Genomic DNA, 23,045 nt, shown 5'->3' with positions numbered 1-23,045 from the left:
CTCGTGGCGGTGACGGCGGGCGGGGTAGCACTGCGCCGAAATCGCCGGGAGGACTGCGGCTCAAGCCGATCGCCTGCGGGGAGTTGCTCTCTTCGCCGGGGTCTTCGCCAGAGGTCTCTTCACATGGCTGCGGCGACGCGATCTGGGGCCGTCGAGGCGTCTCGAATCGGCCCCGGTCTGTGAAGGTCGCTGCCCGGGAAGACGGCTTGATACGGACCCACTTGGCCGTCCGAGCCAGTCACGGGCAGGGCCGATTCAGGTCGCCTCGGTGGGGCTGGAAAAAGCCGCTGTGGTCAGTGGGTCTTGCGGCGGGGTGCTTGTGGGGAGGCGCAGGAGGAAGTGGGCGCCCTGGGAGCTTGGGACGATGGTGAGTGTGCCGTGGTGTGTGGTGGCGATGCGTGCGGCGATGGCGAGGCCGAGTCCTGCGCCGCCGCCGTCGCGGGTGCGTGCGTCGTCGAGGCGGCTGAAGCGTTCGAAGATCCTCTGGTGGTCTTCCGAGGGAATGCCCAGGCCGTCGTCGAGAACCTCGAGGACGGCCTGCCGGTGCTCGGTGTCGTAGGCGAGACGAACCGTGATGGTGCCGGCGGCGTGGCGTTCGGCGTTGTCGAGGAGGTTGCCGAGCACACGGGCCAGGAGGGCCTGTTGGCCGTTCACGGTGATCGGCTCGGGACCGACGTGGACGGTCAGGGTGAGGTGGGGTGGCGGCGTCCGTCGGCTCGTCTCGTCCCGGACCAGATCGGTCAGGTCGATGGTTGGGCCTGGGGGTTGGTCGGTGGGTCCGGCGTCGAGCCGGGCGAGGAGCAGCAGGTCGGTGGTGAGGGTTTGGAGGCGCAGGGTGTCGTCGTGTGCGGCGCGGACGACGCGGGGCCAGTCGGCGGTGTGGGGGTGGTGGAGGGCGAGTTCGAGTTCGGTGCGCAGGCAGGCGAGGGGGGTGCGTAGTTCGTGGGAGGCGTCGGCGGTGAACTGACGCTGCTGTTCGACGGCTCCTTGCAGGCGGTCGAGCGTGGAGTTCATGGTGATGGCCAGGCGGGCGATCTCGTTGCCGGTGCGAGGAACTGGGACACGTCGATCGAGATGGTGTGCGCTCAGGTCGGCGAAATCGGCGCGGATGGCCTCGACCGGGCGCAGTACCCGGCCGGCGGCGAACCATGTCGTGCCCGACACCACCAGCGTCATGCCCACCATGGCGCCGATGAGGAACCAGACGATCGTGTTCAAACGGGTCTGCTCTGCCTCAAGAGACTGTGTGACAGCGATGTCGTCGACGCCTGCGTGCACATATTTGCGGTAGATGATCTGGCGGATTGGTATGGGCCCGCGAACCGGGTCGGTCCACGGAATCAGTGACAGGTTCCCCGAACTCTCCCTCGTCTTCTGGGTAGGTCGGCACAGACTGACGTCCTTGTCCGGGGACTCGTGTGCCGGCTGGAAGGACCGAGTGCAGTCAGGTGGGTTTCTGCCGTGGAGACCGCTGATCATCGTGTCGATGGCCCAGCTCATCTCGGCTGCCTTGCGATCGGCGTTCTGCATCTGGGCAGTCCGCTCCGTGCGCGCGATGGGTATCGCGGCCGCGGTGAGCGGGACGAGGGTGATGACGGCGGCCAGGAGAGCCAGTCGCATACGGATGGTGCCCGGTCGCATACGACGCAGCAGCTGTCGTGCACCGACCCAGGTCACGGTCGGCCCCGGTATGCCGGGTCGAGGCGGTAGCCGGCGCCGCGGACGGTACGGATGGTGTGCCGACCGAACGGTGCGTCGATCTTGCGGCGCAGGGCGCTGACGTAGACCTCGACGATGTTGACGTCGCCGTCGAAATGCTCGTCCCACACATGCTGGAGGATCTCGGTCTTGGAGATGGTCTCGTCGGCTCGCTGGGCCAGGTACTCCAGTACAGCGAACTCACGGGCCGTCAGTACGACGGGCACCGTCCCGCGACGGCATCGTCGGGAGGCCGGGTCGACCTCGAGGTCCCCGACATGCAGAACCGTCGGTCGCTCCGGGCGGCCCCGGCGGATCAGGGCCCGTAATCGGGCGGCCAGCGCGATGAACGAGAACGGCTTGGTCACGTAGTCGTCCGCGCCGGTGTCCAGCCCTTCGGCCTGGTCGTACTCGCCGTCCTTGGCCGTCAGCATCAGCACCGGCACCCACTGCCCCGCTTCCCGCAGCCGGGCACACAGCCGGTAGCCGTTCACGTACGGCAACATCACGTCCAGTACCACCGCGTCGTAGGGGTTCTCCAGCGCGAGCTCCAGACCACGGCGTCCGTCGTGCCCGACGTCGACGGCGTACCCCTCGCCGACCAGGCCCCGGCGCAGCAGATCCGCCAACCGCCGGTCGTCCTCCACCACCAGTATCCGCATGCCCTCAGCATGGCCGCCGGGCGCTGAGAGGAACCTGAAGAGTCCTCAGGAACCTTCAGGTTCCTCTCAGCGCCGTCCTGCCATCGTTGCGTCCCGCAGGCTCCTGCCGGGATCGGCTTCCGGGGGGATCCCGGCAGGGGTCTGTGTGGCCTGGTTCCTGCTCTCCTCATCCCCGGACCGCCACAGCCTCAAGCCCGCAGCACTCAGCACTCAGCACTCAGCACTCAGCACTCAGCACTCAAGAATCGCCGAGAGTCTGGAAGGTCATCCATGCCATCGAAGTTCTTACCCGTGCCGACGCCGAGAGGCCGTGTCGCGTCCTCTTCTCGCCGGTCACGCAACATCCAGTCCGTTCATGGGGGAAACATGAGGAAGGCCATCGCCGCGGGCACGCTCGCGCTCGTCTCCGCCGCCGGCTGTCTGGTGCTCGCGCCCACCGCGTCCGCGGCGCCGGTTGCGCCCAAGGCAGCGGCCGCCGAGGTCCATTGCACCGGCTTCACCAACGTCGTGATAGCTCCCGACCTGAAGATCCATGTGCCGTCGGCGGGCGCAGGAAACTTCAACTGCGTCGTGGTCCGGGGGGACAACAACCTCGCCGTGCTGGTCGTGCAGGAGAGCCTGAACGCCTGCTACAGCCAGGGCATCGTTGAGGACAGGGACTTCGGGGGCAACACCGAGCAGGCGGTGAAGAACGCCCAGACGAAGATCAACCAGAGCTACGGCCGCAAGGTGCTGACGGTGGACGGCCGTTTCGGTCCCATCACCAGCTCGTACTTCTACTTCCAGCTGTACGACTACTCCAATGGCCAAGGCGGCAGTCACACGGGTTGGTGCGCCCCGCGTCCGTAGGCCGATGACCAACCTGGTCGACCCGCTGGGCCCCGCCGCTTTCCATGATCGGGGCCCGGCGGAACATGCTCGATCTCCGCATCGCCATCGGCGAACGTCCCGCGCAGGAACAGGAGTTGGGTAGGCGTACGCCGAGTTCCTGGGCCAAGCGGGTCCGTATCGAGCCGTCTTCGCGGGCGGCGATCTTCACGGACCGGGGCCGATCCAAGACGCTCAGGCCGTTCGCTTGCGGGGAGTCGCCTTCTTTGCCGGGGTCTTCTTCGCCGTCGTGGTGGACTTGGTCGCCGTCGTCTTTTTGGTCGTTCGCGTCGACTTCTTCGCTGACGCCGACGCCGACGCCGACGCCGATGCCGATGCCGATGCCGATGCCGGGGACTCGGACTGGCGCTGGGACTGGGACTGGGACTTCTTCGTCGTCGTTGTCGTCTTCTTCGTTGCCGTGGAGGTCGACTTCTTGCCGGGGGTCTGTTTGGGGGTCGCTCGGGGTGAGATGCGTCTGACCTCGGCTTTCGCTCTCGTTTCCGTACCGTCCGTTTCCGTACCGTCCGTCTCCTTGGCGTCCGGTTCCTCGCCTCGCGACTCCTTCGCCTCTCGGACGCTTTTCTCCAGGGCCGCCATCAGGTCCAGGACCTTCGCACCGGGGGCCGGGGACGGGGACGTCGCGGGGTGTTCGCCGGAGGCCTTCGCGGTGATCATTTCCTCCACCGCCTCGCGGTAGTCGTCGTGGAGGTCCGCGAGGTCGACCTCGCCCAGCGTGTCCATCAGGGCGTCCGCGAGGTCGAGTTCCTTGTCGCGGACGGTGACGTTCGTGTCGGGGGCGACGCCCTCGGGGACGCGGATCTCGTCCGGCCAGAGCAGGCCGTGCATGGCGATCACGTCGTCCACCACGCGCAGCATGCCGAGGCGTTCGCGGCCCCGCAACGCGTACTTCGCGATGGCCACCTTCTGGCTGCGCTTCAGCGCCTCGCGCAGCAGGGTGTACGGCTTGGCCGCGGGGACGCCGTTCGCGGAGAGGTAGTACGCCGCGTCCATCTGGAGCGGGTCGATCCGGTCGGCCGGGACGAACGCCACGATCTCGATCGTCTTCGCGGTCGGGATCGGCAGCTGGGCCAGGTCCTCGTCCGTGATCGGGATCATCGTGCCGTCCGCGTCCTCGTACGCCTTGCCGATCTCGGCCTGGGCGACCTCGCGGTCCTCCAGTTCGCAGACCTTGCGGTAGCGGATGCGGCCGCCGTCCTCGGTGTGGATCTGGCGGAAGGAGACGGAGTGGCTCTCGGTCGCGTTCACCAGCTTGATCGGGATGCTGACCAGGCCGAAGGATATGGCGCCGTTCCATATGGATCGCACCTGCCGCACCCGCCTTCCGATTCCGGCTCGCGATTCCGGCTCGCGATTCCGCCTTACGGTTCCGCCTTACGGTTCCGAATCGCGATTCCGGCTCGCGTCCGGTTCGTCACGTTTCCGTGGGATTCTCATCGTATGACGCCGATCACAGAGGTGGAGGGGCGAAGGGTCGCGCTCAGCAACCTGGACAAGGTGCTGTACCCGGCGACCGGCTTCACCAAGGGCGAGGTCCTGCACTACTACGCGACCACCGCCGAGGTTCTGCTGCCCCATCTGCGCGACCGGCCGGTGTCCTTTCTGCGGTACCCGGACGGGCCCGAGGGGCAGGTGTTCTTCACCAAGAACGTGCCGCCGGGTACGCCCGACTGGGTCACCACCGCGGAAGTGCCCCGGTCGGAGGGGCCGGCGCGGATGGTGCTCGTGCAGGATCTGGCGTCCCTGATGTGGGCGGCGAATCTCGTCACCGAGTTTCATACGCCGCAGTGGGTGATCAGGGCGCCCGGTCTCGCCGACCGACTCGTCTTCGACCTTGATCCGGGGGCGCCCGCGACCGTCGTGGAGTGCTGCGAGGTTGCGGTGTGGCTGCGGGAGCGGCTCGCGGCGGACGGGATCGAGGCGTACGTCAAGACGTCCGGGGCGAAGGGGTTGCATGTGCTGGCGGGGGTGACGCCGGTGTCTTCGGAGCGGGCCGTCGAGTACGCGAAGGCGTTGGCCATGGAGGCGGAGGCGGCTCTGCCTCGGCTTGTCGTGCACCGGATGACGCGGAGCCTGCGGGCGGGGAAGGTGTTCGTCGACTGGAGTCAGAACGCCGCGCGGAAGACCACGGCCGCGCCCTATACGTTGCGGGCACGGGCGGCGGAGTGTGTGTCGGCACCGGTGACGTGGGAGGAGGTGTCGACGTGCGGGAACCCGGATCAACTCACCTTCATGGCAAGGGAGTTGGAGCTACGACTACTCGAGTACGGCGATCTGCTGGAACCGTTGCTCGACGCCGGACAAGCGGGAGCCCTGCCCTGATGAGGGTCACGTGGGGATACGCCACTCACACCCTCCCCCACGTATGCCGATCCCTCGCCATCGCGTGCAACGCCTCCACATCCGCCGGCTTCAACACCCCGCCCGTCCTAGCCAGTCCGGACAGTTCCGTGTCCTGGAGTACGCGAACCTCGCGCAGCGGCGTCGTCACCCTGACGTCCGCCGGGCCGGACAGGGCGAGGACCGGGTAGACCTCGGCCGTCAGCGCGTACGACGCTCGGGCCGCGTCGGAGCGGGCTCGGCGGAGCAGGGGGAGCGGGTCTCGGCGGCCCAGGGTGACCATGGGGTCGGTGATCTGGACGCGTTGTTTGCGGGCGTGGAGCGTGTGCAGGGCGAAGAGGCCGCCGGGGCCGATCAGGAGGTGGTGGAGGCGGTCGCCGCCGGGGAGGGGGATGGAGTGGAGGGTGTGCCAGCCCGCGCCGTCGAGGTCGTCCAGGGCCATGCCCACCGCTTGTTCCGCGGTCAGAGCGCGGCGGCGGGCATCGGGGCGGAGCCGGTGCTGCGGGCCCGGGTCGCGGTCCAGGGCCACGTGCAGGGCCTCGCCGGGGCGGTTGGGGGCCAGGTCGTCGTCGGGGTGGAGGGTCAGGCGGGCCAGTTCCGCCGGGGTCGGTACCGGTGGCGGGCCCACCGTGACCGGGCCGGTGAGGAAGGGGCCGAGGGCGTGCAGGACGTCCTCTCTGCGGTCCTCGCTCAGCAGATTGATCCGGGCCGCCTCCCTGTCGTACCAGGCGACGTTCCTTCCGTCCGTGTGACAGACGTACAGCCGTTCCTGACCATGGCGCCAGGTCGGTACGACGCGTAGTCCGCTCATGCGTCATCACCCCTCGACCATGGGAACAGGCGGGGTGCTCAAGGGGCAAGAACCCGGTTACCTTTGGGTCAGTCGCTGGGGCTTGGGGAGGCGCCGTTGCGGACGCGCAGGAAGCAACCCGACGTACCCGCTCCGGACAGTCCGTGGAGCGAGATCACGCCCGGTCTGTGGATGGGCGGTCACGAGTTCAGGGGCCGCTCGGGGCAACTGGAGTTCGCGGTGGTGCGGGACGAGTTCGATCTCGTACAGACGCTGCTACGGCTGCCCGGGCACGGGCCTGATACCGGCGTCGAGCACCATGTGTGGCCGATTCCGGACGGGCCGCTGGACGGGACGCAGCTGGCCGGCGTGATGCGGCTGGCCGTCGCCGCCTGTGACGCGCTGGACGAGGGGCGGAAGGTGCTCGTCCGCTGCTACTCCGGTTACAACAGGTCGGGCCTGGTCGTCGCCCATGCGCTGGTCCGCCGCGGGTACTCCACGGAGGAGGCGATCCGGCTGATCCGTTCCCGCCGGTCCCCGTGGGCGCTGCACAACGAACTGTTCGTCGCGTATCTGCGCACCGGACTGTCCACGGCCCGGCTGCTGGAGGAGCTGGCCGAGTAGGAGAGTGGGCGAGTAATCGTTCCCTCAACCCACCCGCACATATGAACAAAAAGGACTTCCCTACGAATAGGGTGGATGGGTCCGACACCAGCGCCCCGCAGGAGAGCAGTGCCCCTCAGTCGCCCCGGTCGCCCCGTGCGCGCCACCCGTGCCGCCCGTACCACCGCCGCCGTCGCTCTGCTGCTCGCGACCGCGGTGGCCTGCGGCGACACCGGCGCGCTGCAAGGCGCGGGGGCGACCCCGACGGCGACCAGTCCCGCCAAGCTTTGGCCGGATCTGTCGCCCGCCGCCTCCCCCGCCTACGACTTCGACGAGGCGGACACGGAGACCGTGAAGGGCGTCACCGTCCCCGGCGACGACATCCGCGAGGTGGACCCGATCGCCGTCGTGCGCGCCGAGATCGCCGCGAACCCGAGTGACTACGACGACTCCAAGGCGCCGTATCGGGGGACCGCCGAGCGGATCGGCGACTGCGAGAAGAAGAACGGTGGGGACCGTGGCGGTTGTCCCGTTCTCAAGCCCTACTACCGCGACCTCACCGGCGACGGACGCGACGACCTCACGCTCGGGTTCCGGCTGCTGCCGACCAAGATGACCGCCGTGCGCGTCTACACCGTCGAGAAGCACCGGCTCGTGCAGGTCATGGCCAACGACGACGCCGTGAGCGGGGTCGAACTGGCCGGGCGTTCGGTGATCATCCGCTCGCCGTCCGAGCTCGCGGGGTACGAGTACCGCGTGCAGTGGACCTGGGACGCGGACCAGAAGGCGATGCTGCTGACGCACGACGAGTTCCTGCGCACGGGCGGCCGTAAGCACGGGGTGCGCCGCGCGACGCCGGTGCCCACCTCCGCGGCGACGCCGTGACGCGGCTCTCACTGCCCCGGTGGACCGGGACCCTCGCCTTCAAGGCCGCCGTGTTCATCACCGTGATGTGCTGCGCGCTGGCCGCCCTGCTCGGCGTACTCGTCCATGTCTCGGTGACCGACCGGACCGTCGGCCAGGCCCGCGACCTCGCGCTGTCACGGCTGAAGGAGGCGACGACGCAGTACGAGGCCGGGGACTCCCTCGTGCACGGCGCCGGCGTCGATCCCGAGGAAATGCCCCTGCCGCTACGGCAGTTGGCGGCGGCCGGGGAGCGCGGCACGATGGTCGGCAAGCGCCGGGGGCACCCCACGATGTGGGCGGCGGGACCGGCCTCCGGCGACCGGGTGCTCGCCGTGGCCGTCGACTACTCGCAGGGCGCCGACACCATCGCCGGACTCGACCAGGCGATCGTCTGGTCCTCGGCGCTGGCGATCGGGGCGACGCTGCTGGTCGGCGCGTTCGCGGTGACCCGGGTGACGCGGCGGTTGCACGGGACGGCGCAGGTGGCCCGGCGGATCAGCGCGGGTGACCTGGACGCGCGGGTGGACGATCCCCGTACGAAGGACGCGACCCTGCCGCAGGACGAGGTGGCCGCGGTGGCCGCCGCGCTCGACACGATGGCGTCCTCGTTGCAGGGGAAGTTGCTGAGCGAGCAGCGGTTCACGGCGGATGTGGCGCACGAGTTGCGTACGCCGTTGACCGGGTTGCACGCGGCGGCCGAGTTGTTGCCTCCGGGGCGGCCGACGGAGCTGGTGCGGGATCGGGTGGCCGCGTTGCGGACGCTCACGGAGGACCTGTTGGAGATCTCCCGGCTCGATACGCGGCGGGAGAAGGTGGAGTTGGACGCGGAGCGGTTGGGGGCGGTGGCCGAGCGGGTGGTGCGGGCGTCGGGGGCGGACGCGGAGGTCGTCGTCGTGCGGGACGAGTGGGTGGAGACGGATCGGCGGCGGCTTGAGCGGGTGCTGGGGAATCTTGTCGCCAATGCGTATCGGCATGGGCGGGGGCCGGTTGTGGTGACCGTGGAGGGGGCGGTGGTGGCTGTGCGGGATCACGGGGACGGGTATCCGGAGTATCTCGTCGAGCATGGGCCGCAGCGGTTCCGTACGGAGGGTGGGGCTACGGGGCATGGGCTGGGGTTGACCATCGCGTTGGGGCAGGCGGAGGTTTTGGGGGCGCGGTTGGAGTTCTCGAATGTGGGCGCCGGGGATGGTGGTGGGGCGCTTGCGACGTTGACGCTCGGATAGGTGGAGAGCTCGGGGCTGCGGGTAGTTCGTTGACTGCGGGCCCGCTGTGGCTGGTCGCGCAGTTCCCCGCGCCCCTATGGGGGCGCGCCTGCGTGGGCCGCGTTGACAAAGGGCCGCGCTCGTATCGGACCCGCCCCCACCGGTGCTCGTGTGGACCAGTGTGGCGAGCGCCCCCCGTCCACCCCTCCTAATGTGGCGATAAGTCAGGTTCGCCCCACCCCTGGAGGTTCCCCCATGTCCCTCAGCCTCTCCCTCCGCCGGATCGGCATAGCGGTTGCCGCCGGTGCGCTGGTGACCGCCGCTGCCGTTGCGCCCGCCGTGGCCGATGACGAGTGGGGCGACGAAGACCCGGGTGTCAGTCGTCAGGACGACGGTGGGTGGAACCAGCAGGGTGACGACGACTTCGGCGGCCGCGGTGACCACGACAACCAGGGCGACCACGACCACGGCGACCACGACAACCCGCGCCTCTACCGCGGTGTCGTCACGGCCGGTCAACTCGCCCTGCGTTCACGCCCGGACCGCGGCAGCAGGGTCATCCGGTACGCCTACCGCGGCGAGCACGTCTCGATCTTCTGCAAGACCGGCGGCTCGAACGTCCAGGGCAACCCGCTCTGGTACCTCCTCACGGACGGCACCTGGGCCTGGGGCTCGGCGCGCTACATCGACAACATCGGGCCCGCGCCCCGCTGGTGCTGACGGACGAGACACACGCACCACCCAAGGCACACAACCCGCACCATTTGGGTAAGTTCCGGACATGACCAACGCCGGAACCACCGTCACAGCGGACCTTCCCACACCCGCTGTACGCCTCCCCCGGCGCCGTGGCATCGAACTCACCCTCATCGTCGTGGCCGTACTCCTCTCCGTGTACGGCTACTGCGCTGTCGGTCTCGCCAAGAACGGCACGGTTCCGCCCGGCGCCGCCGGCTACGGCGCCGGGCTCGGCGTGCTCGCCCTGCTCGCGCACATCGCGGTACGGCTGCGGGCCCCGTACGCCGACCCGCTCCTGCTCCCCATCGGGGTGCTCCTCAACGGCCTCGGGCTCGTCCTCATCTACCGGCTCGACCTGGAGACCCCCGGCGACCGGGCCGCCCCCACCCAACTCGTCTGGTCCACCCTGGGCGTGACCTTCTTCATCGTCGTGGTCGTCGCCCTCCGCGACCACCGGGTCCTTCAGCGCTACGCGTACGTCTGCGTGGCCGCAGCCCTCGTCCTGCTCACCCTCCCGGTCCTCTTCCCAGCCGTGAACGGCGCCCGGATCTGGATCCGAATCGCCGGATTCTCCATCCAGCCGGGCGAGTTCGCGAAGGTGTTGCTCGCGGTCTTCTTCGCCGCTTACCTCGCGGCCAACCGCAACGCGCTCGCCTACGCGGGCCGCCGCGTCTGGCGCCTCCAACTCCCCACCGGCCGCGTGCTGGGCCCGATCGTCGCGATCTGGCTGCTGAGCGTGGGCGTCCTGATCCTGGAACGCGATCTGGGCACCTCGCTCCTCTTCTTCGGCCTGTTCGTGACCCTCCTCTACGTCGCCACCGGCCGCACCGGCTGGATCGCGGTCGGCCTGCTGCTGGCGGCCCTCGGCGCGGTCGCGGTCGGCCGGCTCGAACCGCACGTCCACAGCCGGGTCCTCGACTGGCTGCACCCCTTCGCGTCGATCGACGCGGGCCACGGCCCCAACCAACTCGCCCAGTCCCTCTTCGCGTTCGCGGCCGGCGGCATGCTCGGCACGGGCCTCGGCCTCGGCCACTCGATCCTCATCGGCTTCGCCGCCAAGTCGGACTTCATCCTGGCGACAGCGGGCGAGGAACTGGGCCTGGCCGGCCTCTCCGCGATCTTCATCCTCTACGGCCTGCTCGTGGAGCGCGGCTACCGGGCGGGGCTTGCGCTGCGCGACCCCTTCGGGCGGCTGCTCGCGGTCGGCCTCGCCTCGATCGTGGCGCTCCAGGTTTTCGTGATCGCGGGCGGGGTGACGGGCCTGATCCCGCTGACCGGCATGGCGATGCCGTTCCTCGCCCAGGGCGGCTCCTCGGTCGTCACCAACTGGGCGATCGTCGCCCTGCTGATCCGGCTGAGCGACTCGGCCCGCCGTCAGTACGACATCGAGGTGGCCGCGTGACCGACTCCATGACCCGCCACATCCGCCTCGCCGCGGCCTTCTGCACCCTGCTCCTGCTGGCCCTGCTGGTGAACGCCACCCGCGTCCAGGTCTTCCGGTCCCGCGCCTACGACGACAACATCGCCAACCGCCGCCACACCATCGCCCGTTACGACCAGCCACGCGGCGGCATCCTCGTCGGCGGGAAACCGGTCACCGGCTCCCGCGACTCCGGCGAGCAGCTCCGCTACGAACGGACGTACCGGAACGGCCCGTTGTACGCCCCGGTCACCGGCTTCGCCTCGCAGGAGTACGGCACGACGCTCCTGGAGCACTCCGAGGACGACATCCTCTCCGGCACCGACTCGATGCTCGCGCCGTTCCCCCTGTGGAACGACCTGACCCGCGCCCAGAACCCCGGCGGCAACGTCGTCACCACCCTCAACCCGGCCGCACAGCAGGCGGCGTACGCCGGACTCGGTACGCGCACGGGCGCGGTCGCCGCGATCGAACCGTCCACCGGCCGCATCCTCGCCCTCGTCTCGACCCCGTCCTACGACCCCGGATCCCTGTCCGGCAACGGCCGTTCGGCGAACCGCAGTTGGGCCCGCCTGAACGCCGACCCGGACAAGCCGATGCTCAACCGGGCGGTACGGCAGACCTATCCGCCGGGTTCGACGTTCAAGGTGGTCACCGCGGCGGCGGCGCTGGACGCGGGGGTGGTGACGGACCTGGACGCGGCGACCAACTCCCCCGACCCGTACACCCTCCCCGGCACCTCGACGACCCTCACGAACGAGGGCGACGGGTGCGTGGACGCGCCGCTGCGCTCGGCCTTCGAGTGGTCGTGCAACACGGTGTTCGCGAAGCTGGGGGTGGATGTGGGCGTGCGGGACATGAGCACCACGGCGGAGGCGTTCGGCTTCAACGACGCCGACGTGAAGATCCCGTTCTCGGTCTCCCCCAGCACCTTCGACACGACGTTGGACAAAGCCCAGTTGGCGCTGTCGTCGATCGGGCAGTACAACACGCGGGCCACGCCGTTGCAGATGGCGATGGTCGCGGCGGCGGTCGCCAACGGCGGGCAGGTGCGGGAGCCGTATCTGGTGGAACGGACGACGCGGCGGGGCGGCGAGACGGTGTCGACGGCGGGTTCACGCCCCGTCCGCCAGGCGATGCACCCGGCAACAGCCGTACAGATGAAGGAACTTATGGAGGACGTCGTCACCGAGGGCACCGGCACGAACGCGGCGATCCCCGGTGCGACCGTCGGCGGCAAGACCGGCACCGCGCAGCACGGCATCGGCAACTCCGGTACGCCGTATGCCTGGTTCGTGTCCTGGGCGCAGGGCGAGCGGGACATCGAGCCGAAGGTGGCGGTCGCGGTGGTGGTGGAGGACGCGTCGGCGGACCGGTCGGACATCAGCGGGGGCGGCGACGCGGCGCCGATCGCGAAGGCGGTGATGGAGGCGGTGCTCGGTTCGTGAGCGTTCGGTGCGGCGGGAGGCGGTGGCTGCCCTGTGGTGGGTGTCGGCCGGCCACTGCCCCACGGCTCCGGCGGGGTGAGCGGGTCCGTCAGTGGATGGCCTTGCGGGTCTCCGAGCGGACCTGGAGGGTCATCCTCGCGGAGAGTGCCAGGTCCACGTCCTCGGGGTCCTGGGTGATGGTCTTCGCGGTCATCCAGGCGACGGCAGCCGCGGTGTTGCCGTCGGCCCAGGAGCACGTCGGATAGGTGAGCGTGAGCCCGGACTTCTGCTGGCTGAGCACCTCGCAGGAGATGGTGACACCCCCTTCGGCGAAGTCCTTCCGCGGTACGGCCACGGTCACCCCGGTGGCCTCGCCGGCGCCCTTCAGCATGCTGACGCGGGCCTCGTCCGTGTTCTTGAACCGGCCGTACATCCCCGAGAGCGCCAGCGTGCCCTTGCTCGTATCACCGTTCAGGCCGTACGTGCCGACCACACCGACGGTGTCCCTCGCGTCCCAGGCGCCGTCGGCCTCCTCCTCGATCTTCTGCCCCTCGGTGTCGGAGAGGTCGGAGGCGAGTTCGAAACGGCCGTCGACCAGCGTCTTGGGCAACGTCAGCGCGTAGTCGGCCTCGGGAAAGCCGCTGTCGACGTTCTGGCCGATCAGCACGATGGCCACGATGGTCGCCACACCGACACCGAACGCCCCACCGACGACGCCGAGGACGAGCCCGACCCTGCGCTTCTTCGGGGGCGGGAACACGGGCGGAGGGGCACCCCAGCCGTAGGGCTGACCCGGCTGACCCGGCTGCCCGGGCTGAACAGGCTGACCGTAGGGCTGCTGCGGGTAGGGCGCTCCGTACGGCGAGGCGGGCGGCTGGCCGTACGGCTGTTGCGCATAGGGCTGTTGCGCATACGGCTGTTGCGGTTGGGGCTGTTGGCCATACGGCGGCTGACCGTACGACGGCTGGCCGTACGGCTGTTGGGGATACGGAGGCTGCTGTGGCGGTGGTGGCATGGACACTCCCCGACCGTACACGCGAACGAACTGACGCCCCTCCGGACAACAAGTCCCGCAGGAGGGATTGACGAGCTTGCTGACAAGCAGTCTCATAAGACCTCGGAGGATGTGACCCCGGGTAACACACGCCGATCCGCGAGGTGGGAGAACCATGACGACCCTGACCGAAGCCGACGCGATCGACGGGCTGCGTGACGCGCTCGGCCTGCTCAAGGACCGTGAACAGGTCGCCGAGCGGCTGCTCGCCTCCTCTGCCAAGCACTCCTTCGACCCCGACAAGGAACTGGACTGGGCCGCGCCCTTCGAGGACGGCAAGTGGTTCTGGCCGCCGGAGTTGGTGTCCCTGTACGACACCCCGCTGTGGAAACGGATGGGCGAGGAGCAGCGCATCCTGCTCTCCCAGCACGAGGCCGCGGCGCTCGCCTCGCTGGGCATCTGGTTCGAGTTGATCCTGATGCAGCTGCTCGTGCGGCACATCTACGACAAGGCGGCGACCAGTGCGCATGTGCGCTATGCGCTGACCGAGATCGAGGACGAGTGCCGGCACTCGAAGATGTTCGCGCGGTTGATCTCGCGTGGGGACACGCCCTGGTATCCGGTGAGCCGGGCCCATCAGAACCTGGGGCGGTTGTTCAAGACAGTGTCCACGACGCCGGGTTCGTTCACGGCGACGCTGCTCGGGGAGGAAGTCCTCGACTGGATGCAGAGGTTGACGTTTCCGGACGAGCGGGTGCAGCCGTTGGTCCGGGGGGTCACGCGGATCCATGTCGTCGAGGAGGCGCGTCATGTGCGGTACGCCCGGGAGGAGTTGAGGCGGCAGATGGTCACCGCGCCGCGCTGGTCCCAGGAGTTCACCCGGGTGACCTCCGGGGAGTTCGCGCGGATCTTCTCGATCGCGTTCGTCAACCCCGAGGTCTACACGAACGTAGGGCTTGATCGGGCGGAGGCGGTGGCTCAGGTGCGGGCGAGTGGGCATCGGCGGGAGGTCATGCAGAGCGGGTCGAAGAAGCTGACGGACTTCTTGGACGACATCGGTGTGCTGCGGGGTGTGGGGCGGAGGTTGTGGAAGGCGTCCGGGCTGCTGGCTTGAGTTCATAGTGCCGGCCGGTGGGGGCTGGTCGCGCAGTTCCCCGCGCCCCTAAAAGACATGGGCCAGCCGGTGTTCTTAAGGGGCGCGGGGAACTGCGCGACCAGCCACGACGCGCCCGCAGCCGCCGACTACCCTGCACCCATGCCCCCTGCCGCGCCCGCCTACCGCCGCCTGAACGTCGAGGAGCGGCGCAGCCAGCTTCTCGAAGCCTCCCTCACCCTCTTCGCGCACCGCGCGCCCGAGGAGGTCTCCCTCGACGACGTGGCGGAGGCGGCCGGGGTCTCGCGCCCGCTGGTGTACCGGTACTTCCCGGGCGGCAAGCAGCAGCTCTACGAAGCCGCCCTGCGCTCCGCCGCCGACGAACTCCAGCAGTGTTTCGACGAACCCCGCGAGGGCCCGCTCCTCCGCCGCCTCGCCCGCGCCCTGGACCGCTACCTCGGCTTCGTCGACCAGCACGACGCCGGTTTCAGCGCACTGCTCCAGGGCGGCAGCGTCGTAGAGACGTCCCGTACGACAGCCATCGTGGACGGCGTCCGCCGGGCCGCCGCCCTGCACATCCTCAGCCATCTCGGCGTCGCCGAACCCGGACCCCGCCTGCGCATGACCGTACGGATGTGGATCACGGCCGTAGAAGCGGCCTCGCTGATCTGGCTCGACGAGGGCAAGGAGCCGCCCCTGGACGAGTTGCGGGACTGGCTGGTCGAGCAGTTCGGGGCGGTGCTGGCGGTGACGGCGCGGCGGGATCCACAGACGGCCGCGCTGGTCCAGGGCCTCGCGGCGGATGGCTGACACTGGTGGCGTGAAGAGCGAAGAGACCCCGTTCGAGGGCGGCCCGATGGACGGTCGCTCCCTGCCCATCCTGCTCGGCCCGACCGGAACCCCGCCGAAGACCTACCGCATCCCGGTCCCCGACGACGCCGGCGGCCCGCCCACCGTCCTCGTGTACCGCCGGGTGCCGCGGGGTCACAGCAAACGGCTCGGCCTCCCCAAGGGCTGGAAGTACGAGTACGACCCACAGGGGAAGAGAAGCGGCGCACTCAAGTGGCCGTGGTCGAAGCCGGACCCCGCACCAGACGCCACGCCGGGCGGCAAGCCGGACGACACCCGCGGGTGACGGGGTTACGCCGAACCGCGCACACCCCGCGCGCGGACCCGCCGCCCCCGACTGATGCTCACGGTGCGGGGCGGAAGGCCCGCCGCGCACCGGAGGTGATGACGTGTCAGGAAGGCTTCTGCGCCTGGTCTGTACGGCAACGGTGGCGGCCGGCACCGTCCTGGCCCCGCTGCCCGCCGCGGCCGTACCCGAACCACAGGCACCCGGACAACGCCCCGTCGCCGAACTCCTGACGGACCTTCAGACCCTCTACCGCGACGCCGAACAGGCCACGGAGACGTACAACGCCACCGAGGAGAAGCTGAAGAAGCAGCGCGCCGAGGTGGACCGCCTCGACTCCGCACTGTCCCGCGCCCGCCTCTCCCTCCACGACAGCCAGGGCGCCGCCGGCCGACTGGCCCGCCAGCAGTACCAGAACAGCACCGCCATCTCCCCCTACGTCCGCCTCCTCCTCGCCCGCGATCCCCAACACGCGCTAGACGAGGGCCATGTCATCGGCCAGTTGGCGCGGGAGCGCGCCGAGACGGTGGGCCGACTGGTCGGCAGCGAGAAGAAGAGCGACAGCCTGGCCCGCGAGGCCCGCAAGGCCCTGGACACCCAACTCACCCTGGCCGCCCGCCAGAAGAAGGACCAGGACGACGTCCGCAAACGCCTCGCCGACGTAGAGAGGCTCCTGACCTCCCTCACCCCCGACCAACTCACCGCCCTGGCCGCCTTCGAGAAGACCGACATCGACAAGTCCCAGCAGAAACTGGTCACTTCAGGCGCCCTCGGCGACGACAACCGCGAGCCCTCACGGGAGGGCGACCGGGCACTGCGCTACGCGGTACAGCAGATCGGCAAGCCCTACGAGTGGGGCGCGGAGGGCCCGAAGACGTACGACTGCTCGGGCCTGACATCGGAGGCGTGGGGCCACGCGGGCACCCCGATCCCAAGGACGAGCGAGGAACAGTGGGCCGAGCTGCCGAGAGTCCCGCTGAACGAACTCCGCCCAGGTGACCTGGTCATCTACTTCCCCAAGGCGACCCACGTGGCGCTGTACCTGGGCGCGGGCCAGGTGGTGCAAGCACCCCGCACAGGCGAGAAGGTCCAGGTGTCGCCCATCGCGTCCTACCCGATCCTTGGAGCAGTACGTCCAGACAGTCGCCCTGAAGGGGCGCGGGGCTGAGACATTATGCGGCTCCGCCGCGTGGGCGCGACCAGCCACAACGAACTCGCAGCCGCCGACTCCCCACAGCCCCGACGGCGATTAGGCCACCGAAGCCAAGTAAGCCGCCGTCTTCTCCGGCTCATAGAAGAAGTTCTCAAAATCGGCCGGGTCATCAAACGCGTTGGCGAACCGATCGGCAACCGGCGGCAACTGCCCAGCCGCCCCAATGAGGTTGAGGACATGCTCCGGCGGCGGTCCAAGCATCGCGTTGGTCCACTTCGTAACGTGCCGCGCAGTCGCCCAGTACCGCTCGAACGTCGCCGTCATCCAGTCCCCGTCGAACTCCTTCTCCCCGTGATCGAGAATCGACGCAAGATACGAAGCGGCGCACTTGGAAGCGGAGTTGGACCCCTGCCCGGTGATCGGATCGTTGGCGACGACGACATCCGCGACCCCGAGAACCAGGCCACCACCGGGCAGCTGACCCACCGGGTTACGGACGGTGGGCGCGTACCGCCCGGCCAACGTCCCACCCGCGTCCGTGAGTTCGACGCCCCGCGCCCGCTCGTACTCCCACGGCGTGAACTTCTCCATGAGTTCCAGGGTCAGGGAGAGGTGCCGAGCCGGGTCCTTGACGCCGTTGAAGACGTCCAACGGGCCGCCGGGTATGCCCTCCCAGAACAGGATGTCCGCGCGGCCCGACGTGGTGAGCGTCGGCATCACGAACAACTCGCCCACGCCGGGCACCAGGTTGCAGCGGACCGCGTCGAACTCCGGGTGTTCCGGGCGCGGTCCGAGACCGTGGACGTAGGAGACGGCCAGGGCGCGCTGCGGCTCGGTGTACGGGGAGCGTTCCGGGTCGCGGGCGAACATCGAGACCAGCTCGCCCTTGCCCGCCGAGACCAGGACGAGGTCGTACGTACGGGAGAAGTAGTCGAGGTCGCCGACTGCCGCGCCATGTATGACCAGTTGGCCGCCGCGTTGCGCGAACGTCTCCATCCAGCCGGCCATCTTGACCCGCTGGTCGACCGACTGCGCGTACCCGTCGAGCTTGCCCACCCAGTCGATCGCGCGCTGTGTCGGCCCCGGGTCGTGCGAGCCGGGGGCGGCGACCGAGACGCCGAGTCCTTCGATCCTCGGGGCCTGGGACTCCCAGAAGTTCAGCTGGAGATCGCGCTCGTACTGCAGTGCCGTGGTGAACATGCACTGCGTCGACATGACCCGCCCGGAGCGGATCTCGTCCGCCGTCCGGTTGGACATCAGGGTGACCTCGTACCCGTGCGACTGGAGTCCGAGGGCGAGCTGGAGCCCGGACTGACCGGCTCCGACGACGAGTATCTTCCGCATACGGGTGGTGGCTCCTTGGTCGCGACTACTCGGGGGTGACGTCCAGCGCGTGGGCGACGAGCGCGAGCAGGGTCTCGATGGCCGAAATCCGCCGTCGCGCATCCATGATCATGACAGGTACGTGCGCGGGGATCGTCAACGCCTCCCGCACGTCGTCGGGTTCGAACCGCTCGCTGCCGACGAAGTGGTTGACCGCGACGACGTACGGCAGTCCGCAGCTCTCGAAGTAGTCCAGCGCGGGGAAACAGTCCTTGAGGCGGCGGGTGTCGGCCAGCACGACGGCGCCTATCGCGCCGCGCACCAGGTCGTCCCACATGAACCAGAACCGCTGCTGGCCCGGCGTACCGAACAGGTAGAGCACCAGGTCGTCGTCGAGCGTGAGACGGCCGTAGTCCATGGCGACCGTGGTCGTCATCTTGTCCGGGGTGGCCGTGAGGTCGTCGGTCTCCTCGCTGGCCTCGGTCATCAGCGCCTCCGTCTGGAGGGGCTGGATCTCGGACACGGCGCCGACCATGGTGGTCTTGCCGACGCCGAAGCCGCCGGCCACCACGATCTTCGTGGCGACGGGCGCGCGCGTGCGGTCCTGCTGCCAGGGCCGCAACTGCTCCTCGTCGTCGAGGAGTTGCTTCTCGTCCTTGAGCAGTCGCTTCTCGTCGTTGAGGAGCGGGGAGACGCCGTAGGCGGCGGCGTCAGAGACGACGGAGTCCACTCAGCACCTTTTCCAGCAGAGCGCGGTCAGGACGGCCCGTACCGTGAGCGGTTCCGGTTCCGTACACACGGATCTTTCCCTGGTCGGCGAGATCGCTCAGGAGCACGCGGACCACGCCGAGCGGCATCTTCAGCAGCGCGGCGATCTCGGCCACCGTGCGCATACGGCGGCAGAGTTCGACGATGGCCCGCATCTCCGGCATCACCCGGGTGTTGAGGGAACCATTCGTCAACTCCTTGCGCTCCTCCGAGGCTTCGAGCGCCGCCACGAGGGTCTCCACGAGGAGGACATGGCCGAATCGGGTACGGCCGCCGGTGAGCGAGTAGGGGCGTACCCGGGCGGGTTTGCGGTCGCCGCCGCGCACCGGGAGCTTGTTGGGCGTACGGCTCATCGCGCACTCCCCGTGGTCGCGTCTTCGAGGGATTTCCGAAGCTCGCTGCGGAGTTCGGGCGTCAGGACGTGGCCGGCGCGGCCGACGAAGAGTGCCATGTGGTACGCCACGACGCTCATGTCGCAGTCCGCGGAGCCGTGCACGCCGAGCAGCGAGCCGTCGCTGATCGACATCACGAAGAGGCTGCCGTCCTCCATCGCGACCATGGTGTGCTTCACCGGGCCGGAGTCCATCAGCTTCGCGGCGCCGACGGTGAGGCTGCCGATGCCGGAGACGATGGTGGCGAGGTCGGCTGCGGATCCTCGTGGTCCGGTGCGCTTGGCTTCGAGGGCTTCCTTGGCCTCGGCGTTCCTCCCCGGATCGGAGGAGAGGAGCAGCAGGCCGTCGGAGGAGACGACCGCGACCGACTGGATGCCGGGCACTTCCTCGACGAGGTTGCTCAGCAGCCAGTGCAGGTTGCGGGCTTCACTGCTCAGTCCGAAGGTACTGGGCGCGGTCAACTGCTTGCCTCCTCGACGGTGCCCCCCGTGGCTGCTTCGGATCGTTCGGGTGCGCTGCGCGGGGCCGGGACCGGGTTCTGGCCGGTCCTTTCGGCGATTTCCACTTCTACGTCCTTGTAGCCCGCGGAGGCGCCTGCGCGGAAGCCGCCGAGTCTGCGGCGCAGGGCGTCAGCGTCGACCGCGCCGGTTCGCTGGCGCTGGGCCTGGGCGGGTTGGGTGATCTTGGGGGTGCGTTTGGGGAGGCCCTTGTCCGTGACGGGGTCTTCGTCCTGGGCTCGTTCGTGTTCTACGGCTTCGGCTTCGCCGTCAGCCGTGAATTTGTTCCCACCCGCACCACCCGTGACGCTCTCGTCGTCGGGTGCGGGTGGCCCCTGTGGGGCGAACTCGCCGTCGGCGGCCGGCCGTTCGTCCGCCGGCGTGACTGCTTGGTCCTCCGGCGTCAGTGGCAGCAGGAGTTCCATCGTCATTTCCGCCGGGGACTCCGGCGGCGTTGCCGCGGGGGCCTCCCGTACCGCTACCGCCTGTTCCGCCAGGGCGACCAGCGGGTCCGGGTGTTCGGAACGGCCGTGCAGGACGTTGGAGTTGGCCTCTGCGGAGGCGCCGGGGAGGGAGTACGAGTGGGTGTCGGCGGGGGCCGGGGTGGAGGACGGGACCGCTGACGTGGGGGAACCTGCCAGCAGGGCGCTCGGGATGACCACGACCGCCGCGATGCCGCCCTGCTTCTGGTCGCGGAGCTGGACGCGGACGCCGTGGCGGTGGGCCAGGCGGGCCACGACGTACAGGCCGAGGCCCAGGCCCTCCTCGCCCTCCTGGTCGTAGGGGGACTCCGGGTCGAACTCGGTGAGGCGGGTGTTGAGGCTGGTCATGCGGTCGTCGGTCATGCCGATGCCCTCGTCCTGGACGGAGAGCATGACCTCGCCGTTCTCCAGGAGCCAGCCGGAGATCTCGACGGGGGTGTCCGGCGGGGAGAACGAGCTTGCGTTCTCCATCAGTTCGGCCAAGAGGTGGCTCAGGTCGTCCGCCGCGAAGCCTGCCACGTGTGCGTGCGGGGGGAGTGCCGAGATGCGGACGCGTTCGTAGCGCTCGATCTCGCTGACCGCCGCGCGGACCACGTCGACCAACGGGACGGGCCCGGCGTGCTGTTGGACGTGTTCGGTGCCGGCGAGGACGAGGAGGTTCTCGTTGTGGCGGCGCATGACCGTGGCGAAGTGGTCGAGTTTGAAGAGGGTGGCGAGGCGCTCGGGGTCCTGCTCGCGCTCCTCCAGGCCCTCGATGACGGCGAGTTGGCGCTCGACCAGGCCCAGGCTGCGCAGCGCGAGGTTGACGAAGGTGCCGCCGATGCTGGTGCGCAAACGCTCCAACTGGGTGGCGGAGTCGGTGACTTCGGCGCGGAGTTCCTCGCGGGCGTCGGCCATCTTCTGGCGCTGGCCGACGAGGTGCTTGCGGTCGGCCTCCAGGGTGGCGATGCGCTCGTGGAGGGCGGCGGCGTGCGCGTGCAGGGCGTTGACCGACCGGACGACCTGGGCGAACTCGTCGTTGCGGCCGGTGAACTTGATCGGCTCCTGGGTCGCCGGGTCCTCGGCCTCGGCCAGCCGCGTCGAGCCCCGGCGCAGGACGGAGAGCGGGCGGGTGAGGGTGCGGGCCATGGCGGTGGCGATGCCCACGGCGAGCAGCATGAGGGCGCCGAGGATCGCGATGCGGAGTTCCAGCGCCTTGACGTCGTCGTCGCGCAGCTGGGCGAGGCCCTTGGCGCGGTCCACGTAGAGCGCGGACTCCTCGCCGCGCATCAGGTCGACGCGGGCGGAGAGCGCCGCGTCGAGCTTCTTCGTGCTGGTGTCCAACTGGCTGTCGGAGAGCGTGGGTTGGGCGGTGAGGGAGGTGAGGTACTTCTCGGCGGAGTTGACCTCGGGTCCGGTGACCGTGGAGTCGTAGCCCGCGACGGCGTCCTTCGTGGCCGTCTCGCGGAAGTCGGCGAGAGCGGCGTCGGAGCGCAGCCGGGCCTGCTGGGCGGCGGCGCTGAGGGCGTCGCGCTCCTTGGCCTGGGCCTTCGTGGAAGTGGTCTCGGTGACGGAGAGACCGGTGATGGGGCTGATGACCGTCTCGGTGGTCGTCGGCACGTTCAAGGCCGCGAGAAGCAATCCCCTTGTGGCGGCGGCCTGTTGGACGGCGGCGTCGAGTTCGGCGAGCGCGTAGGCGCCGGAACCGGCCCGCGGCGGCATCTGCTCCGCCAACTGCTCGGCGAGCCGGTGCAGTTCGGTGATGGCACCGGAGTACGCGACATGCGCCTCCAGCGCGCTGCTCTTGCCGGTGAGCGCGGCCCGTCGTACGGCGGCGACGTCGTCGAGGTCCGAGCGGAGCGCGGCGGAGATGTCGGTGTCGGCGCGGAGCTCCTCGACCTGGCGGTCGACGCGGGCGCTGCGGTCCTCGGCGGGGGCCTGGGACTTGGGGCGCCCGGCGGCGATGTACGAGGTGACCTCGTCCCGCTCGTCGGCGAGGGAGTGGGCCAGCGACAGCGCGTCCTGGGTCTGTCCGGCGAGCGTCACCAGGTCCTGGGAGTCGCTGAGTTGACCCGAGGCGGCGATGAGGGAGGGGGCACCGGCCGCGGCGATGGCGGCGGCCACGACGGCTACGGCGATGATGAGCCGGTTGCGTACGTGGGTACGGCGCCCGCTGCCCGCGGGGTCGGGCACGGCCGCAGGGGTGGCGCCCCCCGGAGGGGCCGTCTGCTTGCCTGTGCGCCGCGGCCGCTTCTTCTGCACCGGTGCTCGCATTCCTGACTCGTCATACCCATGGGCCCGGGTGACGCTCCGTCATCCCGGTACGGCGACCCTCCCAGTGCCGGTAGGCAGTGGTCGCGCATCGTCCGGCCCGCCACCCGAAGGAGTGAACCCCGGAGGGGAGTTGGCGGGCAAGTTCCGGCGGCCGGTCCAGGGGCCTCGCGCGCCGTGCCGGTTGGACGTGAGCGGCGGGCTTTGGCAGGATTCGCCGCCACGCATTCCCGGAGTGATCCATTCCAGCCCAAACCAGGCGCCTGACCTGCACGACTACGTCG

At 69.6% G+C, this 23,045-nt stretch carries 22 protein-coding genes; 12 read left to right on the top strand and 10 right to left on the bottom strand.

Annotated features, from left to right (window positions below; translation table 11 throughout):
• Positions 1-255: 255 nt before the first annotated feature.
• A complete protein-coding gene (locus OG588_RS33795; RefSeq protein ID WP_405950548.1) occupies positions 256-1,677 on the bottom strand; it encodes a sensor histidine kinase in 1,422 nt (473 codons plus the stop codon).
• Positions 1,674-2,360: a response regulator transcription factor gene (locus tag OG588_RS33790; RefSeq protein ID WP_405950547.1), complete on the bottom strand. Its 687-nt coding sequence runs from the start codon at positions 2,358-2,360 to the stop codon at positions 1,674-1,676. Before OG588_RS33790 ends, OG588_RS33795 begins: the two co-directional genes overlap by 4 nt.
• A gap of 366 nt (positions 2,361-2,726) precedes the next feature.
• On the opposite strand from OG588_RS33790, the gene OG588_RS33785 reads away from it, so the two are divergent.
• Complete coding sequence (locus tag OG588_RS33785; RefSeq protein WP_405950546.1) at positions 2,727-3,209, top strand: peptidoglycan-binding protein; 483 nt, start codon at positions 2,727-2,729, stop codon at positions 3,207-3,209.
• 213 nt (positions 3,210-3,422) lie between these two features.
• Here the strand turns inward: OG588_RS33785 and OG588_RS33780 are convergent, their stop codons facing one another.
• On the bottom strand, positions 3,423-4,565 hold the full coding sequence (locus OG588_RS33780; protein WP_405950545.1) for a Ku protein: 1,143 nt from the start codon (positions 4,563-4,565) through the stop codon (positions 3,423-3,425).
• A 123-nt stretch (positions 4,566-4,688) separates the two neighbouring features.
• Here OG588_RS33780 and ligD point away from each other — a divergent pair, with 123 nt between their 5' ends.
• On the top strand, positions 4,689-5,570 hold the full coding sequence (ligD, locus tag OG588_RS33775) for a non-homologous end-joining DNA ligase (protein WP_405950544.1): 882 nt from the start codon (positions 4,689-4,691) through the stop codon (positions 5,568-5,570).
• A gap of 25 nt (positions 5,571-5,595) precedes the next feature.
• Here the strand turns inward: ligD and OG588_RS33770 are convergent, their stop codons facing one another.
• Complete coding sequence (locus OG588_RS33770; protein ID WP_405950543.1) at positions 5,596-6,399, bottom strand: nuclease-related domain-containing protein; 804 nt, start codon at positions 6,397-6,399, stop codon at positions 5,596-5,598.
• Positions 6,400-6,495: 96 nt separating this feature from the next.
• On the opposite strand from OG588_RS33770, the gene OG588_RS33765 reads away from it, so the two are divergent.
• From OG588_RS33765 to OG588_RS33740, 6 genes are all read left to right on the top strand, one after another.
• Positions 6,496-7,002 carry a dual specificity protein phosphatase family protein gene (locus OG588_RS33765; protein WP_327401311.1) on the top strand — a complete coding sequence of 169 codons (507 nt, stop codon included), beginning with the start codon at positions 6,496-6,498 and terminating at the stop codon, positions 7,000-7,002.
• A gap of 135 nt (positions 7,003-7,137) precedes the next feature.
• The gene (locus OG588_RS33760) at positions 7,138-7,866 is read left to right on the top strand and encodes a hypothetical protein (RefSeq protein WP_405950542.1); all 729 of its coding nucleotides are present in this window, start codon (positions 7,138-7,140) and stop codon (positions 7,864-7,866) included.
• The gene (locus OG588_RS33755) at positions 7,863-9,110 is read left to right on the top strand and encodes an ATP-binding protein (RefSeq protein ID WP_405950541.1); all 1,248 of its coding nucleotides are present in this window, start codon (positions 7,863-7,865) and stop codon (positions 9,108-9,110) included. The genes OG588_RS33760 and OG588_RS33755 overlap by 4 nt, the downstream gene beginning before the upstream one ends.
• A gap of 234 nt (positions 9,111-9,344) precedes the next feature.
• Complete coding sequence (locus OG588_RS33750) at positions 9,345-9,809, top strand: SH3 domain-containing protein (RefSeq protein WP_405950540.1); 465 nt, start codon at positions 9,345-9,347, stop codon at positions 9,807-9,809.
• Between the two features lie 61 nt (positions 9,810-9,870).
• Positions 9,871-11,229: an FtsW/RodA/SpoVE family cell cycle protein gene (locus OG588_RS33745; RefSeq protein ID WP_266862203.1), complete on the top strand. Its 1,359-nt coding sequence runs from the start codon at positions 9,871-9,873 to the stop codon at positions 11,227-11,229.
• A gap of 8 nt (positions 11,230-11,237) precedes the next feature.
• A complete protein-coding gene (locus tag OG588_RS33740; protein WP_405953275.1) occupies positions 11,238-12,695 on the top strand; it encodes a penicillin-binding transpeptidase domain-containing protein in 1,458 nt (485 codons plus the stop codon).
• Positions 12,696-12,783: 88 nt separating this feature from the next.
• Here the strand turns inward: OG588_RS33740 and OG588_RS33735 are convergent, their stop codons facing one another.
• Entirely contained in the window at positions 12,784-13,689 is a 906-nt protein-coding gene (locus tag OG588_RS33735; protein WP_405950539.1) for a hypothetical protein, read from the bottom strand.
• Positions 13,690-13,843: 154 nt separating this feature from the next.
• Between OG588_RS33735 and OG588_RS33730 the strand changes: the two genes are divergently transcribed.
• The 4 genes from OG588_RS33730 (at position 13,844) to OG588_RS33715 (ending at position 17,064) form a co-directional block, all read left to right on the top strand.
• Positions 13,844-14,782, top strand: coding sequence for a diiron oxygenase (locus OG588_RS33730; RefSeq protein ID WP_405950538.1), 939 nt, complete (start codon positions 13,844-13,846; stop codon positions 14,780-14,782).
• 141 nt (positions 14,783-14,923) lie between these two features.
• Positions 14,924-15,571, top strand: coding sequence for a TetR/AcrR family transcriptional regulator (locus OG588_RS33725; RefSeq protein WP_398852604.1), 648 nt, complete (start codon positions 14,924-14,926; stop codon positions 15,569-15,571).
• 10 nt (positions 15,572-15,581) lie between these two features.
• Positions 15,582-15,896, top strand: a complete 315-nt coding sequence (locus OG588_RS33720) for a hypothetical protein (protein ID WP_405950537.1) — start codon at positions 15,582-15,584, stop codon at positions 15,894-15,896.
• A 103-nt stretch (positions 15,897-15,999) separates the two neighbouring features.
• Positions 16,000-17,064, top strand: a complete 1,065-nt coding sequence (locus OG588_RS33715) for an NlpC/P60 family protein (RefSeq protein WP_405950536.1) — start codon at positions 16,000-16,002, stop codon at positions 17,062-17,064.
• Positions 17,065-17,145: 81 nt separating this feature from the next.
• On the opposite strand, the gene OG588_RS33710 is transcribed toward OG588_RS33715, so the two are convergent.
• From OG588_RS33710 to OG588_RS33690, 5 genes are read right to left on the bottom strand one after another with little or no spacing between them, the layout of a single operon-like run.
• Positions 17,146-18,393, bottom strand: coding sequence for a styrene monooxygenase/indole monooxygenase family protein (locus tag OG588_RS33710; protein WP_405950535.1), 1,248 nt, complete (start codon positions 18,391-18,393; stop codon positions 17,146-17,148).
• A 25-nt stretch (positions 18,394-18,418) separates the two neighbouring features.
• Positions 18,419-19,102: a GTP-binding protein gene (locus OG588_RS33705; protein ID WP_405950534.1), complete on the bottom strand. Its 684-nt coding sequence runs from the start codon at positions 19,100-19,102 to the stop codon at positions 18,419-18,421.
• Positions 19,083-19,493, bottom strand: a complete 411-nt coding sequence (locus tag OG588_RS33700) for a DUF742 domain-containing protein (protein WP_405950533.1) — start codon at positions 19,491-19,493, stop codon at positions 19,083-19,085. The genes OG588_RS33705 and OG588_RS33700 overlap by 20 nt, the downstream gene beginning before the upstream one ends.
• On the bottom strand, positions 19,490-19,993 hold the full coding sequence (locus tag OG588_RS33695; protein ID WP_398852612.1) for a roadblock/LC7 domain-containing protein: 504 nt from the start codon (positions 19,991-19,993) through the stop codon (positions 19,490-19,492). Before OG588_RS33695 ends, OG588_RS33700 begins: the two co-directional genes overlap by 4 nt.
• A complete protein-coding gene (locus OG588_RS33690) occupies positions 19,990-22,752 on the bottom strand; it encodes a nitrate- and nitrite sensing domain-containing protein (protein WP_405953274.1) in 2,763 nt (920 codons plus the stop codon). The genes OG588_RS33695 and OG588_RS33690 overlap by 4 nt, the downstream gene beginning before the upstream one ends.
• Between the last annotated feature and the right edge of the window lie 293 nt (positions 22,753-23,045).

Origin of the sequence: Streptomyces prunicolor (genome assembly GCF_045162825.1) — a bacterium.
Lineage (GTDB): Bacteria > Actinomycetota > Actinomycetes > Streptomycetales > Streptomycetaceae > Streptomyces > Streptomyces prunicolor.
Note: the sequence above shows the minus strand (reverse complement) of the source record. Positions and strands in the feature narration are given on the sequence as shown.

Excerpts from the sequence above, each read along its gene's own strand:
- OG588_RS33790 (WP_405950547.1), bottom strand. The coding sequence starts at position 2,360 with ATGCGGATACTGGTGGTGGAGGACGACCGGCGGTTGGCGGATCTGCTG.
- OG588_RS33785 (WP_405950546.1), top strand. The coding sequence starts at position 2,727 with ATGAGGAAGGCCATCGCCGCGGGCACGCTCGCGCTCGTCTCCGCCGCC.
- ligD (WP_405950544.1), top strand. The coding sequence starts at position 4,689 with ATGACGCCGATCACAGAGGTGGAGGGGCGAAGGGTCGCGCTCAGCAAC.
- OG588_RS33770 (WP_405950543.1), bottom strand. The coding sequence starts at position 6,399 with ATGAGCGGACTACGCGTCGTACCGACCTGGCGCCATGGTCAGGAACGG.
- OG588_RS33750 (WP_405950540.1), top strand. The coding sequence starts at position 9,345 with ATGTCCCTCAGCCTCTCCCTCCGCCGGATCGGCATAGCGGTTGCCGCC.
- OG588_RS33745 (WP_266862203.1), top strand. The coding sequence starts at position 9,871 with ATGACCAACGCCGGAACCACCGTCACAGCGGACCTTCCCACACCCGCT.
- OG588_RS33740 (WP_405953275.1), top strand. The coding sequence starts at position 11,238 with ATGACCCGCCACATCCGCCTCGCCGCGGCCTTCTGCACCCTGCTCCTG.
- OG588_RS33735 (WP_405950539.1), bottom strand. The coding sequence starts at position 13,689 with ATGCCACCACCGCCACAGCAGCCTCCGTATCCCCAACAGCCGTACGGC.
- OG588_RS33730 (WP_405950538.1), top strand. The coding sequence starts at position 13,844 with ATGACGACCCTGACCGAAGCCGACGCGATCGACGGGCTGCGTGACGCG.
- OG588_RS33725 (WP_398852604.1), top strand. The coding sequence starts at position 14,924 with ATGCCCCCTGCCGCGCCCGCCTACCGCCGCCTGAACGTCGAGGAGCGG.
- OG588_RS33710 (WP_405950535.1), bottom strand. The coding sequence starts at position 18,393 with ATGCGGAAGATACTCGTCGTCGGAGCCGGTCAGTCCGGGCTCCAGCTC.
- OG588_RS33700 (WP_405950533.1), bottom strand. The coding sequence starts at position 19,493 with ATGAGCCGTACGCCCAACAAGCTCCCGGTGCGCGGCGGCGACCGCAAA.